The following is a 13,751-nucleotide window of genomic DNA, read 5'->3' as shown; positions in this document are numbered from 1 at the left end:
GACCCACCTCACACGTTAGGAGCCACCCCGCACGGCGGCAAGAGGCCGGGTGGGCTGCGCGCACGTGAGCAGAAAGAAGTGCTGGAGCACTTCTTTCTGCTCACATGGGCGCAGCCCACAGGTCGCCCACCAGGTGCTCGCCGTCGAGGCGGTGGGGCGCGGGGGTGTCGTGCAGGACGAGCAGGCCCTCGGGCAGGGCGGCGAGACCCTCCGGCCGGTCGCAGCCCCGCCCCACCGCGACCTCGGTGACGAGCGTCAGCTCCTCGGCCCGGATCGCCGGCGGCAGCGGGCCCGCGGCGCCGCCGGGCAGGCGCAGCACGCGGGCGGGGCCGTCGAGCACCATCGTGGGCCCGGCCAGGACCAGCAGGTCGTCGCCGTCGCGGGCGAGGTCGCGCACCCCCAGCCCCTCGAGGTCCACGAAGCACTTCGCCATGTCGTCGAGCACGAGCTCGGTCCCGTCCGCGTGCACCGCGACCTCGAGCAGCACCGCCCACCCGCGCAGCACCGGCCCGCGCAGCCCGAGCACCACGCCCCCGCCGGCCGCGGCGTCGCGCACGGCGACGCCCTCGACGTCGAACCCGTTGTCCTTGCCCGGGATGCCGAGGAACGGGCCCAGGTGCTCGTCGTCGCGCAGCGCACCCCAGAGGCCGCGCTTGCCCGACGGCAGGCGCGCCGCGACCCCGAGCCCGCGCACCTCCTCCCCCGCCGGCACGGTCACCGGCCCGTCCGGTCCCTCGCGCAGCGGCAGCCGGGCCAGCACGCGACGGGACTTCTCGGGCGTCACCCGCGCGAGCCGCTCGCCGACGTCCTCGGTCGGGGTCTCGGGCCGGATCCGCCGCCGCTTGGCGCTGTGCGACCCCGCGACCCACAGGCAGCCGTCGACCACGTCGAGGCCCTCGGCGTCGACCTCGTCCTCGGGCGTGCCGCGCAGCCCGACCGCGTCGTGGAGCGGGACCTCCTGCGGGTCCTCCCAGTCGAGCGAGCCCCCGGGCACCCGGCGCAGCCGCAGCAACGAGGAGCCCTCGTCCGGGGCGAGGAACATCGTGTCGCCCGCGACGGCCACGCCCGAGAGGTCGAGGCCGGCGGTGGGGGCGTGCGCGCCGAGGTGCAGGCGGACGGGGAGGGGCGGGCTCACGGTGTCGGCCACCCCGCCATCATCACCGCCGATCACCGCGCGCGGAACGTGAACACGGCGGTCCGGCCGTCGGACGACTCCAGGCGCACCGTCGACCCGTCCTCGACGAAGGTGCCGCCCTGGGGGATGCGGGTCACGCGGCCGTCGTCCTCGACGTCGACCCAGCCCGGGCCGATGGCGTTGACCCCGAAGTCCACGCCGTCGTTGTCCCGGGGCGGCCGGCGCTTGGTGCTGCGGGCCGAGCGCGTCGACTGGTTCGTGTCCGGCTGGCCGACCTCCACCGGCGCGCCGCTGACCGTCGCCCGGCAGTCGGCGCCCCGGCAGCTCACCGAGGTGCTCGAGCCGCCGCTGCACCCGGCGAGCAGGCCGCCGGCGACGAGGGCGACCGCGAGGGTGCCGAGGACCCGGCGCCGGCCCGGCGGCGCGTCGGCCGCGGTCAGGACGGCAGCTGGTCGGCGGCCGGGAGTCCGGGCGGGCTGGGTGGGCAGGGCGGTGGGCAGGGCGGGCACGGCGCACCTCGTCGTGGCTCGGCGGGATGATCTCGCCGCGTCTGACGTCGCGACGCCGCCGGAATGTTCCGCCGAGGTGCGCCGGTCACCCCAGGGCGGAGGCGAGCACCGCGGCCATGTCGTCCGGCTCCCAGGCGTGGTCCGCCCCGGGGACCTCGGCGCGCCGCGCGTCGGGCAGTGCCGCGGCGAGCGCGTCGGCGGCCGCGGCCATGAACGGCCAGGTCGAGGTGCCGGTGAGCAGCGTCGTCGGCACGGTCACCGTCGCGGCGAGCGAGCCGTCGCGCAACCCGTCCAGGGCCCGGGCGAGCGCCTCCGCGTCGGCGGCGGTCGTGGGCGCCAGACGCCGGTAGCGGTCGCCGTCCGGGCCGGCCAGCATCCCGTCGAGCACCTCGGGCGGCAGGAAGCCCATCGCGGCGCGCAGCGCGGCCTCGGGGTCGCCCGCCCGCTCGACGATCCCGGCGTGGAACGCCCACCCGGCCCCGGGGTCGGCGTCGACGTCCAGCGGGATCTCCCAGAGGACCAGCCGGTCGACGCCGGGGATCGCGGCCGCCGCCGCCAGGGCGATCGCCGCCCCCGAGGAGCTGCCGTAGAGCGCCGCGCGCCCGCCGAGCTCGTCGACGAGCACCCGCAGCGCGGCCACCTCGCCGGCGAGGGTGAAGGGCGGCTCGCCGGCGCTGTCGCCCCGGCCGGGCCGGTCGTGGTGCACGACGTCGAAGCCGCGCTCGGCCAGCGCCGTGGTCAGCGCCCGGGTGCCCGCGTCGACGGCCCGCATCTGGCCCAGCCCGTCGACGAGGATCACGGGCCGCCCGCCGTGGCCGGCGCGGTCGTAGGCGATGCCGTCGGGGGTCGTGGTGGTCTGCACGGTGATCTGTTCGGTGGTCACGTCAGGAGAGACGGGCCGCGACCCCCCGAATCATCGCTGCAGGGCCCGCAGCCGGCGCACGACCTCCTCGGCGCCGAGGGCCCGGGTGACCTCGTAGAGGTCGGGGCTGCGCTGCGCGCCGGTGATCGCGACCCGGGCGACGTTGGCCGCGTCGCGCAGCATGCCCGGATAGGCGTCCGGGTCCTTCTTGTACGTCTTCGGGTTGGGCGCGAAGCCGTGCCGGTTCGCCAGGTCGCGGATCTGCTGGAACCACGTCGGCTGGTCGCCCTCGTGGACGTAGGTGTCGGCCAGGTCCGCGGCGACCGTGCGGACCAGCTCCGGGTCCAGCTCGCCGAAGCGGTCGTCGCCGGGGTCGGTGACGTCGGTGAAGAGCTCCGGGAAGAAGAAGCCGTAGGCGTCGCGGAAGTCCGACCAGGTCGCGAGGTCCTTGCGCGGGTTCTCGACGCCGACCCGTTCGACGTCGATCGCGGCGAGCGCGAGCTCGGGGTTCGCGTCGAGGACCTTGACGATCTCGGGGTCGTACTCGGCGGCCCACGCCCGCACGCCGGCGAGGACCTCGGGCCCGGACAGGGTGGCGACGTGGTCGGCGGCGATGTCGCGCAGCTTCACCGTGTCGACCAGCGGGCCCGCGAGCCCGAACTCGTCGAGGCGCAGCGGGGTCGCCAGCGCCTCGGGCAGCGGCACCTCCGCGAGCCGCGGGTTCGCGAGGCCGCGCAGGTAGTACTGCACGGCGGGCACCGGGAAGCCGGCCTCGAGGTAGAAGTCGACCGACGCCTCGGCGTCCTTGCGCTTGGAGAGCTTGCGCTTGGAGCCGCCCTCCTGCTTCATCAGCGGCGCGAGGTGGGCGTAGTCGACCGGGTCGAACCCGAGTGCGGCGAAGAGCTGGCGGTGCACCGGCACCGACGACAGCCACTCCTCGGTGCGCACCACCAGCGTCGTGCGCATGAGGTGGTCGTCGACGGCGTGCGCGAAGTGGTAGGTCGGCAGCCGCACGGGGCTGTCGGACGACTTGAGGATGACCACGTCGTTGTGGTTGTCCTCCATCTCCACCCGGCCGCGCAGGCGGTCGGAGAACGCGAACCGCTCCCCCACCACGCCGTCGGACCGGAACCGCGCCACCCAGGGCGAGCCGGCGTCCAGCGCGGCGCGCACGTCGTCCTCGCTCGCGTCGCGCCACGGCGCCCAGCGGCCGTAGTAGCCGGTCGGGAGCTTCAGCGTCCGCTGCGCGTCGGAGATCTGGGCGAGCTCCTCCTTGCTGGCGAAGTCCGGGTAGGCCTTGCCCTGGCGCATGAGCTCGCGCACGTAGGTCTGGTAGATCGCCGCGCGCTGCGACTGGTGGTAGGGCCCGTAGTCGCCCCGCGGCTCGTCGAGCGCGACGTCGCCCTCGTCGGGCACCAGGTCGAACGCCTCGAACGCGCGCCGGAACTGCTCGTCGGCGCCCGCGACCTCGCGGCTCTGGTCGGTGTCCTCGATCCGCAGGACGTAGACGCCGCCGGTCGAGTGCGCGAGGTCGCGCGACACCATCGCGGTGTACAGGCCGCCGACGTGGACGAACCCCGTGGGGCTCGGGCCGAAGCGGGTCACCAGCGCACCGTCGGACAGGTCACGCGGCGGGTAGCGCTCCTCGAGCTCGGCGGGCTCGGGCAGGTCGTCCGGGAACAGGCCGTCGACGAGGGCGCGGTCGAGCATGGGACCGGATCCTACGAGGTGGTCCCCGGCTCAGAGGCTGTCGGGCGGGAGACCCCCCTCGCTCGCGTGCCGGCCCGTGCCGTTCGACTCCGGCTCCGCCACGGCGGCGTCGGCCCGCTGCTCGGCGGCCGCGACGACCTTGGCGATCTCGGGGTCGGTGCTGGTGTCGAACCAGTCGGCGACGTCGGGGTCGTCCGCGCCGGGCCGCGACGTCGCCGCCCCGTCCTCGGGCGAGGGCTGGTAGCGGAAGACGCCGTCCTCGCCGGGCGCCCCGAGCATGCGGGTGAAGCCCTCGAGCGCCTTGCCGAAGTCGCTCGGCACCATCCAGACCTTGTTCGCCTCGCCCTGCGCCATCTGCGGCAGCGTCTGCAGGTACTGGTAGGCGAGCAGCTCCGGGGTCGGGCGGCCGGCCTTGATCGCGGCGAAGGTCTTCTCGATGGCCTTCGCCTCGCCCTGGGCCTGGTAGTACTGCGCGGCCCGCTCGCCCTGGGCGCGGAGCATGGTGGACTGCCGGTCGGCCTCGGCCCCGAGGATCGCCGCCTGCTTGGCGCCCTCGGCGGACAGGATCGCGGCCTGCTTGTTGCCCTGCGCCTCGGCGATCGCGGCCTCGCGGTGGCCCTCGGCGGTGAGGATCATCGCCCGCTTCTCGCGGTCGGCCTTCATCTGCCGCTCCATCGAGTCCTGGATCGACGGCGGCGGGTCGATGGCCTTGAGCTCGACGCGCACCACCCGCAGACCCCACGGTCCGGTGGCGTCGTCGAGGGCCCGGCGCAGGCGCGAGTTGATCGTCTCGCGGGAGGTCAGCGCCTCCTCCAGGCTCATGCCGCCGACGACGTCGCGCAGCGTCGTCGTGGTCAGCTGCTGGACGCCGTTGATGTAGTCGGAGATCTCGTAGACCGCGTCGCGCGGCTCGGTGACCTGGTAGTACACGACGGTGTCGATCGACACCGTCAGGTTGTCCTGGGTGATCACCGGCTGGGGCGGGAACGAGACGACCTGCTCCCAGAGCGCGACGCGCTCGCGGATGCGGTCGATGAACGGCAGCAGGAACGTCAGGCCCGGCGCCGCCGTGCGCTGGTAGCGCCCGAGCCGCTCGATCACCGCGGCCTCGGCCTGGCGCACGACGGTGATGCTCTTGACCACCGCCGTGATGATGAGGATCAGCGCCGCGGCGATGACCACGTACAGCACGAGCGTGACGGGCTCCATCAGCTCTCTCCCTGCAGGGGCGGGCGGGACGGGTGGGCCGCGGGGTCGGCGCCGGTCGGGCCGCCGGACGAGGTCGAGCCGGACGGGTCGGTACCGGTCACCACGGCGGTCGCCCCGCGGATGTCGACGACGACCACGGCGGCGCCCGGCCGCAGCGCCGCGTCGTCGTGCAGCGCCGTGGCGGTCCAGAGCGCGCCGTTGATCCGCACGGTGCCGGCGTCACCCGGCGTGATGGCCTCGACGACCTCGGCCTGGGTGCCGAGCAGCGCCTGCGGGCCGGCGTTGACCCGACCGTCGGCGGTGTCGGTGCGCACCCGCCGCTGCAGCGCGGGGCGCGCGAGCAGGATCAGCACCAGGGACGACAGCCCGAACACGGCGACGTCGACCCCGAGCGGGGCGCCGAGCGCGGAGGCCCCGGCGGTGACGAGCGCGGCGAGCCCGAGCATGAGCAGCACGAAGGTGCCGGTCACGAGCTCGACCGCGACGAGCACCACCCCCGCGATCGCCCACAGCAGCGGGATCACCCTGCTGAGTGTGCCAGACCCCACTCGTCCGACGGGCGGATTCAGGCACCCACGGTCACGAAGTCGATCAGTTGCTCCATCGCGGTGATGAGGGGGGTCTCGAGGTCCGTCCACGTCGACACCGACGACAGCACCCGGCGCGCCCCGGCCCGCTCGTCACCCCAGCCCAGCGCCTCGCAGACACCGCGCTTCCACTCGATGCCGCGCGGGATCGTCGGCCACGCCTCGATCCCGACCGTGCGCGGCTTCACGGCCTCCCAGATGTCGATGTACGGGTGCCCGAGCACCAGCACGTGGGCGGCGGCGGGCCCGAGGTCGCGGCGCAGGCCCTCGGCGATCCGCGACTCCTTCGAACCGGTCACCAGGTGGTCGACGAGCACCCCGAGCCGCCGGTCCGGGCCGGGCCCGAACTCGCGCGCGGCCTCCACCAGCACGTCGGCCCCGTGCAGGGGCTCGACGACGACGCCCTCGACGCGCAGGTCGTGACCCCAGACCCGCTCGACGATCTCCGCATCGTGCAGGCCCTCCACCCAGATGCGGTGCGGAAGCGCGGTGCGCGCGCGGGCGTTCTCCACCCGCCGGGACCCCGACGCGGAGCGCTGCTGGCTGGTGGCGTCGTCCGGTCCCGCGGCGCGCTGGGGCGGCACGAGCGTCGCCGGCCGTCCCTCGTGCAGGAACGCCGCGGGCTTGTTGGGGAACAGCCGGCGGCGGCCCGCCGAGTCCTCCAGCACGACCTCGCGGACGTCGGCGCGGATCACCGCCCCGCAGAAGGTCTCGGCGGCGTCCTCGACGACCAGCCCCGGCTCGGCGACCACCGAGACCACCTCGCGCGCCGGCCGGTGCGGCGCGAGCCCCGGCAGACCGCCGGTGCGCCCGGCGCCCGATGACGGCGAGCCTCCCCGCCCCGGCAGGCGCACGGCCCCACCGGTCGTGCGGAATCCGGGGTCCCCGGTCGAGCCGTGCATCCCCCGACCCTGCGTCCTCGCCACGAGCGGCGACGCTAACGGTGCGTGGTAGTCGTCCGGGGTCGACACGCTGGTGGGCGCGCGGACTCGTGGCAGCGAGGGTCACGTCCGCTGCGTGGGAGGCAGCGGGGGCGTCCCTCGCTGCCCGGAGCCGCGGTAGCGTTGATCGGGTGCCTTGTGCCAGTGCCTCCCTGGCCGTGTGGAGCGCGGCGTGGCTCGCCGGCTCGGTCGCGGCCGACGACGTCCTCGACGCGCTGACCCCGTGGTCCGACGCCCACGACGTCGTCGCCGCCGACACGGCCGCCGCCGCGGTCACCGACCTGCCGACCCCGGACCGCGCCGGCACCGGCCTCGCGGCCCTGCTCGTCCTCGCCCGGAAGCGCGTCGGCCCGCTCGGTCCCGACGCGCGCCTCGTCATGCCCGCGCCGGGCGACGTGCGCGGGCTGCCGGGGCCCGACCCGCTGCGGATCGCGGCGATGGACGCCGGCGAGTGCGCGGTGCTGGCCGGGGCGGGACTCGCCGCCGTGCCCTCCCCCGTCGCCGACGGCGTGCTGCGCTGGACCGTGCACCTCGTCGACGACGTTCCGCCCGCCGCGCACCCCAGCCTCGCCGACGCCGAGCACGACCTGCGCGGCTCGGTCCGCGACGCCGCCGACACGCTCGCCGCCATGGACGTCGCCCGCCCCCGCGCCGGGGTGCGCGAGGAGATCGCCGACGCGCTGCGCCGCCGACCCCGCCCGACCTGGCCGGCGGGCACCCCGGGCCGTCCGCTGCGGGTGCTCCAGCACGCCGACGAGGTCGAGGCGATCGTCGTCGCGGCCGCGGGCGACGACCCGGGCGGCGCCGTCTCGTCGTCCGCCGCCCTCGCCCGCACCGACGCCCTGCGCCCGCTGGCCACGGCCGTGCGCGCGGCACGCGTCGCGGCCGTCGCCGAGACGGTGCGGGCGCTGACCGCCGCCTGACCGGGGTCGGGCGACGGCGTCACCGATCGCCGCCCCGGAACGAGCGACGCCCCCGCTGCGTCGCACGCAGCGGGGGCGTCCTTCGGTCACTGCTCAGTGCGAGTGACCGTGCCCGTGCCCGTGACCATGTCCGTGACCGTGCCCGGACGACGACCCGCCCCCGGACTCCTTCGCCGGCGCGGACTCACCGGACGACGACCCCGAGGAGTGCCCCAGGTACGGCTCCCCCGCACGCAGGGGCGCCTGCTCGTAGCGCCCCTCGTGCGCCGCCACGGGGCGGGTGTCCCCGCGGAGCTCGGGGTGCTTGGCCTCGAGGCGCTGGCGCTGCTCCCACTTCCGCTGCATCCCGGTGACGTACTCCCGGTTGCCGTGGTAGGTGCCCCGCCAGGTCTGCGGCATCTGCTCCTGGGACAGGCCGGCGTCGGCGGTCCCGGTGAGCGCGGGACGGGACGGCACCTTGCGCGTCTCGCCCCCGCACTCCGGGCACGCCGGCGCGGGCGCGTCCAGCCCGACCAGGCGGTCGAACCGGGCCCCGCAGCCGCAGCGGTAGTCGTAGATCGGCACGCGGCTACCAGTTCTCGATCGACTTGCGGAAGATGTCCGCGATGTCGTCCTCGGTGGGCATCCGCGGGCAGGTCGCGAGCAGCCGCTGCTGCTTCATCGTCCCGTCGACGAGGTCGGGGATGTCGCCCTCGCCGAAGCCCACCGCGCCGATCCCGTTCGGGATGTCGATGTCGCGCATCAGCTCGGTCACCACGTGGGGCAGCTGCTCGGCCGCGTTCGACTGCGTCTCCGCGTTCGGCCCGAGCAACCGCGCGGCCGCCATGTGGCGGTCGGGCGCGGACTCGAAGCTGAACCGGAACGCCTCGGGCGCCGTCAGCGAGACCGACATGCCGTGCGGCACCATCGGCTCGTCCTGCGGGTAGCCCGCCGGGTGGAAGTCCCGCACCTGCCCGGCGATCGGGTAGGCGTTGGCGTGCGGGATGTGCACCCCGGAGTTGCCGAAGCCCATGCCGGCGAACGTCGCCGCCATCATCATGTCCATGCGGGCGTCGACGTCCTCGTCGCCCCGCTCCACCGCGGTGCGGAACGAGCGGGCCAGCAGCGACATCGACTTCTCGCACCACAGGTCGGACACGGGGTTCGACCCGCAGTAGGTCACCCGCTCCTCGGGCTTCTTGCGGTCGAACGACGTGTACCAGCGCGCGGTGTACGACTCGAGCGCGTGGCAGACGATGTCCATGCCCGACGCCGCGGTGACCTGCGGCGGCAGGGTCATGGTGAGCAGCGGGTCGACGACGGCGAGCGTCGGGCGCAGCCGCCAGTGGCTGATGCCCGTCTTCACGCGCAGCGAGAGCACGTCGAGGATGCACATCGCCGTGGACTCCGAGCCCGTGCCCGCCGTGGTGGGCACCGCGATCAGCGGCTTGAGCTGGCCCGGCGGGACCTGCGCCTTGCCGACCGGCTTGTTGATGTAGTCCATCAGGTCGCCGGGGTAGGTCGTCAGCAGGTTGACGGCCTTGGCGGTGTCGATCGCCGACCCGCCCCCGACCGCGACGAACCCGTCCCACGGGCCCTGCTCGGAGGCGTAGCCGACGGCCTTGTTCATCGAGTCGTCGGTGGGCTCGACGTGCACGCCGTCGAAGATCTCGACGGTCATGTCGTAGCGCCGGATCTGGTCGGCGATCCGGTCGGGCAGGCCCGTCTGCTGCATGCCCGGGTCGGTGATGAGGAGGATGCGCTTCGCGCCGTACTGGGCGAGGTCGAAGCCGATCTCGTCGCAGGCGCCGGCGCCGAACTTCAGGGGCGGGGCGCCCCACGTGAAGACGGACTCTTCGGTGGGGACCGGGGGGACGGTCATCGGGAGGACTCTCCGATCAGGTGTAGTGGCCGCCGCCGTTGCCCACCGTCTTGAGCTGGTGGATCTGCTCGGCGTCGTGCCCGAAGACCACGGTCGCGTTCGTCTTCTCGGCGACGCCGCGGATCTTCTCGACCGACGAGTAGAACTGGCCCATGTCGTTGACGATGGCGGCCGGTGTCGTCGGCGGGCCGTAGCTCTCCCCCATGTACACGGCGTCCGACGTGAAGATCATCGTGCCGCTGTCGGGGAGGTCGACCTGCATCGACATGGTGCCGGGCGTGTGCCCCGGGGTCTGGAGCAGCGTGACGCCGGGGAGGAACTCGGTGTCGCCCGACACCGTCTCCCAGTTCAGGTCCTCGTAGTCGGTCTTGAGGTGGGCGCCGTTGAACAGGCCGTCGAAGCCGAAGGCCCAGTCCTTCTCCTTGTCGCTGCAGATCAGCTTCGCCGACGAGTCCTTGAACATGTCGGCGTTGCCGCAGTGGTCGAAGTGCAGGTGGGAGAGGACGACGTAGTCGATCTGGTCGGTCGAGACGCCGATCTGGCTCAGGCGCGAGTCGAGGTACTCCTCCTCGCTGACCTTCTCGTACGGGAAGAAGTCCTGCAGGCCCGTCGGGCCCCAGCGCTCCTCCCAGTCACGCGGGCAGCTGGTGTCCCAGAGGATCGTGCCGTCGGGGGTCTCGACGAGGACGGTGTGGGTGGGGACGTCGGCCCACTCGGTGGGCTGGTCGCGCATCTGTCGGGGGCGGATCGACCGCCCCGGCTTGAGCAGCAGCCACGTCAGGTCCGCGGTCATCTTCCCGCAGTCCAGGATGGTCACCTTGATCTCGCCACTCGCAGCCATTCCAGCGCGCCTCCGCTCTGCCGCCATGCCGATCGGGGAACGCGGCCGGGCCGCTGCACCGACGATGCATGCATCGCCGACCACGTGATGGCGGACACTAGCGATGCTCACGATCACCGGCAACACGGCCGGCGAGCAGCCCCGAGAGGGGGATCACTGCTCCATATCGGTGACTATCGATGTCACGGTGGGTGACAACAGGGCAGGTTGACGCCGTGGTCGCTCCTGTCGCGGTGCACCGCGAGCAGGCGTTCGGCGTCGCCGCCGACACGGTGACCGCAGGTGACGAGACGATCCGCGTCGTCGCCGACCAGGGATCCGCCGGACGCATCGACTGGACCCTCGACGACGGCCGTGGCACCACCCTCCGCCGGCGCCACCGCGTCCTCGGCCGGGTCGCGCGCGTGACCCTCGTGGACGCCCGCCACGGGCACGCCGCCCTGGCGGCGTCGGGCGGCGGAGGCGACTAGCGCGACGGGTGCTTCACGGGCTCGCAGCAGCCCGGGTGGCACAGGGCGCCGTTGCACCCCACGCCCGCCCGCGGGGCGGTGCCGAGCTCGCGGACCGGGGCGCCGTCGACCTGCTCGGCGATCAGCTCGGTGATCATCTCCACGAACCGCGGGTCCGACCCCGCGCTCGCTGCGCGGACGAACCCCATGCCCAGCTTCTCGGCCTGCTCGGCGGCCTCGTTGTCGAGGTCCCAGACGACCTCGAGGTGGTCGGACACGAACCCGACCGGGCTGACGACCACGGCACCGACGCCGCGGTCGTGCAGGTCGTAGAGGTGGTCGACGATGTCGGGCTCGAGCCACGGCATCTGCGGCGGCCCGGACCGCGACTGCCACACGAGGTCGTGCTCGGGCGCGTCGACGGCCGCGGCGACGAGCCGGGCGGCCTCGGCCATCTGCCGCGAGTAGCGGTGCCCGCCCTCCTCCGGCGGCCCGGCGGTGCGGTCGGCCGACTCCGGGATCGAGTGCGCGGTGAAGACCAGCCGGGCGTCGTGGCCCGCGTCGAGGCGCTCGCGGGCGGCCCGGACGCCGTCGGCGACCGACGCGACGAACAGCGGGTGGTCGTAGAAGTGGCGGAGCTTCACGAGGTCCGGCGCCGCACCGGTGCGGTCGATCGCCGCCTCGCGGGCCCGCGCGATGTCCTCGTGGTACTGCCGGCAGGCGGAGTAGCCGCCGTAGGCGCTCGTCGCGAAGACCAGGGCGCGGCGGACGCCGTCCCGGGCCATCGCGGTCACCGTGTCCTCGGCGAAGGGGTGCCAGTTGCGGTTCCCGAAGTAGACGGGCAGGTCGCGGCCGGCCTCGCGCAGCGCGCGCGACAGGTCGGCGACGAGGCGGCGGTTCAGCTCGTTGATCGGGCTGACGCCGCCGAAGTGCTGGTAGTGCTCCTCGACGGCGTCGAGCCGCTCGGGCGGCACCCCGCGCCCGCGCGTCACGTTCTCGAGGAACGGCCGCACCTCGTCGGGCCCCTCGGGGCCGCCGAAGGACAGGAGCAGGACGGCATCCGGGTCGGCCGTGTGCGGGGCACTCACGTGTCCCAGCATCCCCCGCCGCCGACGGGGCCACACGGTGAGACCTCCGCGGACGTCCCCGGCTACGCGCCCATCGCGTGGTAGCCGCCGTCGGCGTGGACGACCTCGCCGGTGGTGGCGGGCAGCCAGTCCGAGAGCAGGGCGCAGATGGTCCTCGCGACCGGCGTCGGGTCGCCGAGGTCCCAGCCCAGCGGCGAGCGCTGCACCCAGGCCTCCTCGAAGGTGTCGAAGCCCGGGATCGACTTCGCGGCCATGGTGCGCACCGGCCCGGCCGCGACGAGGTTCGCGCGGATGCCCTCGGGGCCGAGGTCGCGCGCGAGGTAGCGGGTGGTGGCCTCGAGCGCGGCCTTGGCGACGCCCATCCAGTCGTAGCCGGGCCAGGCGACGGTGTTGTCGAAGTCCATGCCGACCAGCGACGACCCGCGGCCCAACAGCGGCTTGCAGGCCATGGCGAGCGACTTGAAGGAGTACGCCGAGACCTCCACCGCGGTCGCGACGTCCTTCCACTCGGTGTTCAGGAAGTTGCCGCCGAGAGCGTCCATCGGCGCGAACCCGATGGAGTGCAGGACGCCGTCGAGGCCGTCGACGTGCTCCCGGACGTTGTCGGCGAGGGCGTCCAGGTGTTCCTGGTCCTGCACGTCCAGCTCGATCACCGGCGCCTCCTGCGGCAGGCGCTGCGCGACGCGCTTGACCAGCGACAGGCGCCCGAAGCCGGTGAGCACCACGGTGGCGCCGGCCTCCTGGGCCGCCTTCGCCGCGTGGAACGCGATCGAGGCGTCGGTGATGATCCCGGTGACCAGGATGCGCTTGCCGTCGAGCAGTCCAGACACGGACGCGTTCCTCCCTGATGGATGGGTACTGGTGGCCGGTGCTAGTGACCCATGCCGATGCCGCCGTCGACCGGCAGCACGGCGCCGGTGACGTAGGCGGCGTCGTCGGAGGCGAGCCAGGCGACGGCCTTGGCGATGTCCTCCGGCGCGGCGGTGCGACCGAGCGGGATCGACCCCAGGATCTCCTCGCGTCGCTTGTCGGTGAGCTCGGCGGTCATGTCGGTGTCGACGTAGCCGGGGGCGACGACGTTGGCGGTGATCCCGCGCCCGCCCAGCTCGCGGGCGGTGGAGCGCGCCAGCCCGACGAGGCCCGCCTTCGAGGCGGCGTAGTTGGCCTGGCCGGGCGCGCCGGTGAGCCCGACGACGCTGGAGATGTAGATGAGGCGGCCGAAGCGGGCCTTGACCATGCCGCGGATCGCGCGCTGGGTGACCCGCCAGGCGCCGGTGAGGTTGGCGTCGAGCACGTCGGTGAACGCGTCCTCGGGCATGCGCATGAGCAGGCCGTCGCGGGTGATGCCGGCGTTGGACACGACCACCTCGACCGGCCCGTGCTCGGACTCCACCTGCGAGAACGCGGCGTCGACCGCGGCGGAGTCGGTGACGTCGGCCTGCACGCCGTGCAGCCCCTCCGGCGGCTCGCCCGACCGGTGGGTGACCACCACCGTGTGGCCCCGCTCGGCGAGCTCGCGCGCGGTGGCGAGCCCGATCCCGCGGTTGCCTCCCGTGACCAGCACGACGCGGCTCACGCGACTCCTCTCCGTCGGGGCGTGGGGCGGCGGAAGGCTACCCACTCCCCTCCCCCGCGG

General features: G+C 74.2%; 15 protein-coding genes. 2 read left to right on the top strand and 13 right to left on the bottom strand.

The genetic code is table 11. The features are described 5' to 3' along the window. Positions 1-100: 100 nt before the first annotated feature. The 7 genes from PH190_RS22555 to PH190_RS22525 form a co-directional block, all read right to left on the bottom strand. The gene (locus tag PH190_RS22555) at positions 101-1,147 is read right to left on the bottom strand and encodes a DUF3616 domain-containing protein (RefSeq protein ID WP_274233760.1); all 1,047 of its coding nucleotides are present in this window, start codon (positions 1,145-1,147) and stop codon (positions 101-103) included. A 20-nt stretch (positions 1,148-1,167) separates the two neighbouring features. Beyond that, entirely contained in the window at positions 1,168-1,644 is a 477-nt protein-coding gene (locus PH190_RS22550; protein WP_274233759.1) for a hypothetical protein, read from the bottom strand. Between the two features lie 85 nt (positions 1,645-1,729). Next, complete coding sequence (locus PH190_RS22545) at positions 1,730-2,527, bottom strand: alpha/beta fold hydrolase (protein WP_274233758.1); 798 nt, start codon at positions 2,525-2,527, stop codon at positions 1,730-1,732. Positions 2,528-2,557: 30 nt separating this feature from the next. Further along, positions 2,558-4,216 carry a glutamate--tRNA ligase gene (locus PH190_RS22540; protein ID WP_274233757.1) on the bottom strand — a complete coding sequence of 553 codons (1,659 nt, stop codon included), beginning with the start codon at positions 4,214-4,216 and terminating at the stop codon, positions 2,558-2,560. Between the two features lie 30 nt (positions 4,217-4,246). Further along, on the bottom strand, positions 4,247-5,425 hold the full coding sequence (locus tag PH190_RS22535; RefSeq protein ID WP_274233756.1) for an SPFH domain-containing protein: 1,179 nt from the start codon (positions 5,423-5,425) through the stop codon (positions 4,247-4,249). After that, entirely contained in the window at positions 5,425-5,949 is a 525-nt protein-coding gene (locus PH190_RS22530; RefSeq protein WP_274233755.1) for an NfeD family protein, read from the bottom strand. The genes PH190_RS22535 and PH190_RS22530 overlap by 1 nt, the downstream gene beginning before the upstream one ends. A gap of 41 nt (positions 5,950-5,990) precedes the next feature. Beyond that, positions 5,991-6,938 (bottom strand): DUF3097 family protein, encoded by a 948-nt coding sequence (locus tag PH190_RS22525; protein ID WP_274233754.1) that lies wholly within the window; start codon positions 6,936-6,938, stop codon positions 5,991-5,993. Between the two features lie 146 nt (positions 6,939-7,084). On the opposite strand from PH190_RS22525, the gene PH190_RS22520 reads away from it, so the two are divergent. Continuing rightward, positions 7,085-7,876, top strand: a complete 792-nt coding sequence (locus PH190_RS22520) for a hypothetical protein (RefSeq protein WP_274233753.1) — start codon at positions 7,085-7,087, stop codon at positions 7,874-7,876. A gap of 93 nt (positions 7,877-7,969) precedes the next feature. Here PH190_RS22520 and PH190_RS22515 read toward each other — a convergent pair whose 3' ends face one another. The 3 genes from PH190_RS22515 to PH190_RS22505 are packed head-to-tail and all read right to left on the bottom strand — an operon-like array spanning position 7,970 to position 10,578. Continuing rightward, positions 7,970-8,440, bottom strand: a complete 471-nt coding sequence (locus PH190_RS22515; RefSeq protein ID WP_274233752.1) for an FmdB family zinc ribbon protein — start codon at positions 8,438-8,440, stop codon at positions 7,970-7,972. Positions 8,441-8,444: 4 nt separating this feature from the next. Continuing rightward, positions 8,445-9,737, bottom strand: a complete 1,293-nt coding sequence (locus PH190_RS22510; protein WP_274233751.1) for a hydroxyacid-oxoacid transhydrogenase — start codon at positions 9,735-9,737, stop codon at positions 8,445-8,447. Between the two features lie 16 nt (positions 9,738-9,753). Beyond that, positions 9,754-10,578, bottom strand: a complete 825-nt coding sequence (locus PH190_RS22505; protein WP_274233750.1) for an N-acyl homoserine lactonase family protein — start codon at positions 10,576-10,578, stop codon at positions 9,754-9,756. Positions 10,579-10,793: 215 nt separating this feature from the next. Between PH190_RS22505 and PH190_RS22500 the strand changes: the two genes are divergently transcribed. Beyond that, positions 10,794-11,048 carry a hypothetical protein gene (locus PH190_RS22500; protein ID WP_274233749.1) on the top strand — a complete coding sequence of 85 codons (255 nt, stop codon included), beginning with the start codon at positions 10,794-10,796 and terminating at the stop codon, positions 11,046-11,048. Here the strand turns inward: PH190_RS22500 and PH190_RS22495 are convergent. From PH190_RS22495 to PH190_RS22485, 3 genes are all read right to left on the bottom strand, one after another. Further along, complete coding sequence (locus tag PH190_RS22495) at positions 11,045-12,115, bottom strand: ferrochelatase (RefSeq protein ID WP_274233748.1); 1,071 nt, start codon at positions 12,113-12,115, stop codon at positions 11,045-11,047. The genes PH190_RS22500 and PH190_RS22495 overlap by 4 nt on opposite strands. Positions 12,116-12,177: 62 nt before the next feature. After that, entirely contained in the window at positions 12,178-12,945 is a 768-nt protein-coding gene (gene fabI / locus PH190_RS22490; protein WP_274233747.1) for an enoyl-ACP reductase FabI, read from the bottom strand. Positions 12,946-12,986: 41 nt separating this feature from the next. Continuing rightward, on the bottom strand, positions 12,987-13,691 hold the full coding sequence (locus PH190_RS22485) for a beta-ketoacyl-ACP reductase (protein WP_274233746.1): 705 nt from the start codon (positions 13,689-13,691) through the stop codon (positions 12,987-12,989). Between the last annotated feature and the right edge of the window lie 60 nt (positions 13,692-13,751).

It is taken from the genome of Actinomycetospora straminea, from assembly GCF_028737255.1.
In the GTDB taxonomy this organism is placed as follows: domain Bacteria; phylum Actinomycetota; class Actinomycetes; order Mycobacteriales; family Pseudonocardiaceae; genus Actinomycetospora; species Actinomycetospora straminea.
The sequence above is the reverse complement of the archived record's forward strand: the minus strand, read 5'-3'. Positions and strand labels throughout refer to the sequence as shown.

What these genes read in the sequence shown, in the direction of transcription:
- PH190_RS22505 (WP_274233750.1), bottom strand. Translation starts at nt 10,578, where the DNA reads ATGGCTGCGAGTGGCGAGATCAAGGTGACCATCCTGGACTGCGGGAAG.
- PH190_RS22535 (WP_274233756.1), bottom strand. Translation starts at nt 5,425, where the DNA reads ATGGAGCCCGTCACGCTCGTGCTGTACGTGGTCATCGCCGCGGCGCTG.
- PH190_RS22510 (WP_274233751.1), bottom strand. Translation starts at nt 9,737, where the DNA reads ATGACCGTCCCCCCGGTCCCCACCGAAGAGTCCGTCTTCACGTGGGGC.
- PH190_RS22540 (WP_274233757.1), bottom strand. Translation starts at nt 4,216, where the DNA reads ATGCTCGACCGCGCCCTCGTCGACGGCCTGTTCCCGGACGACCTGCCC.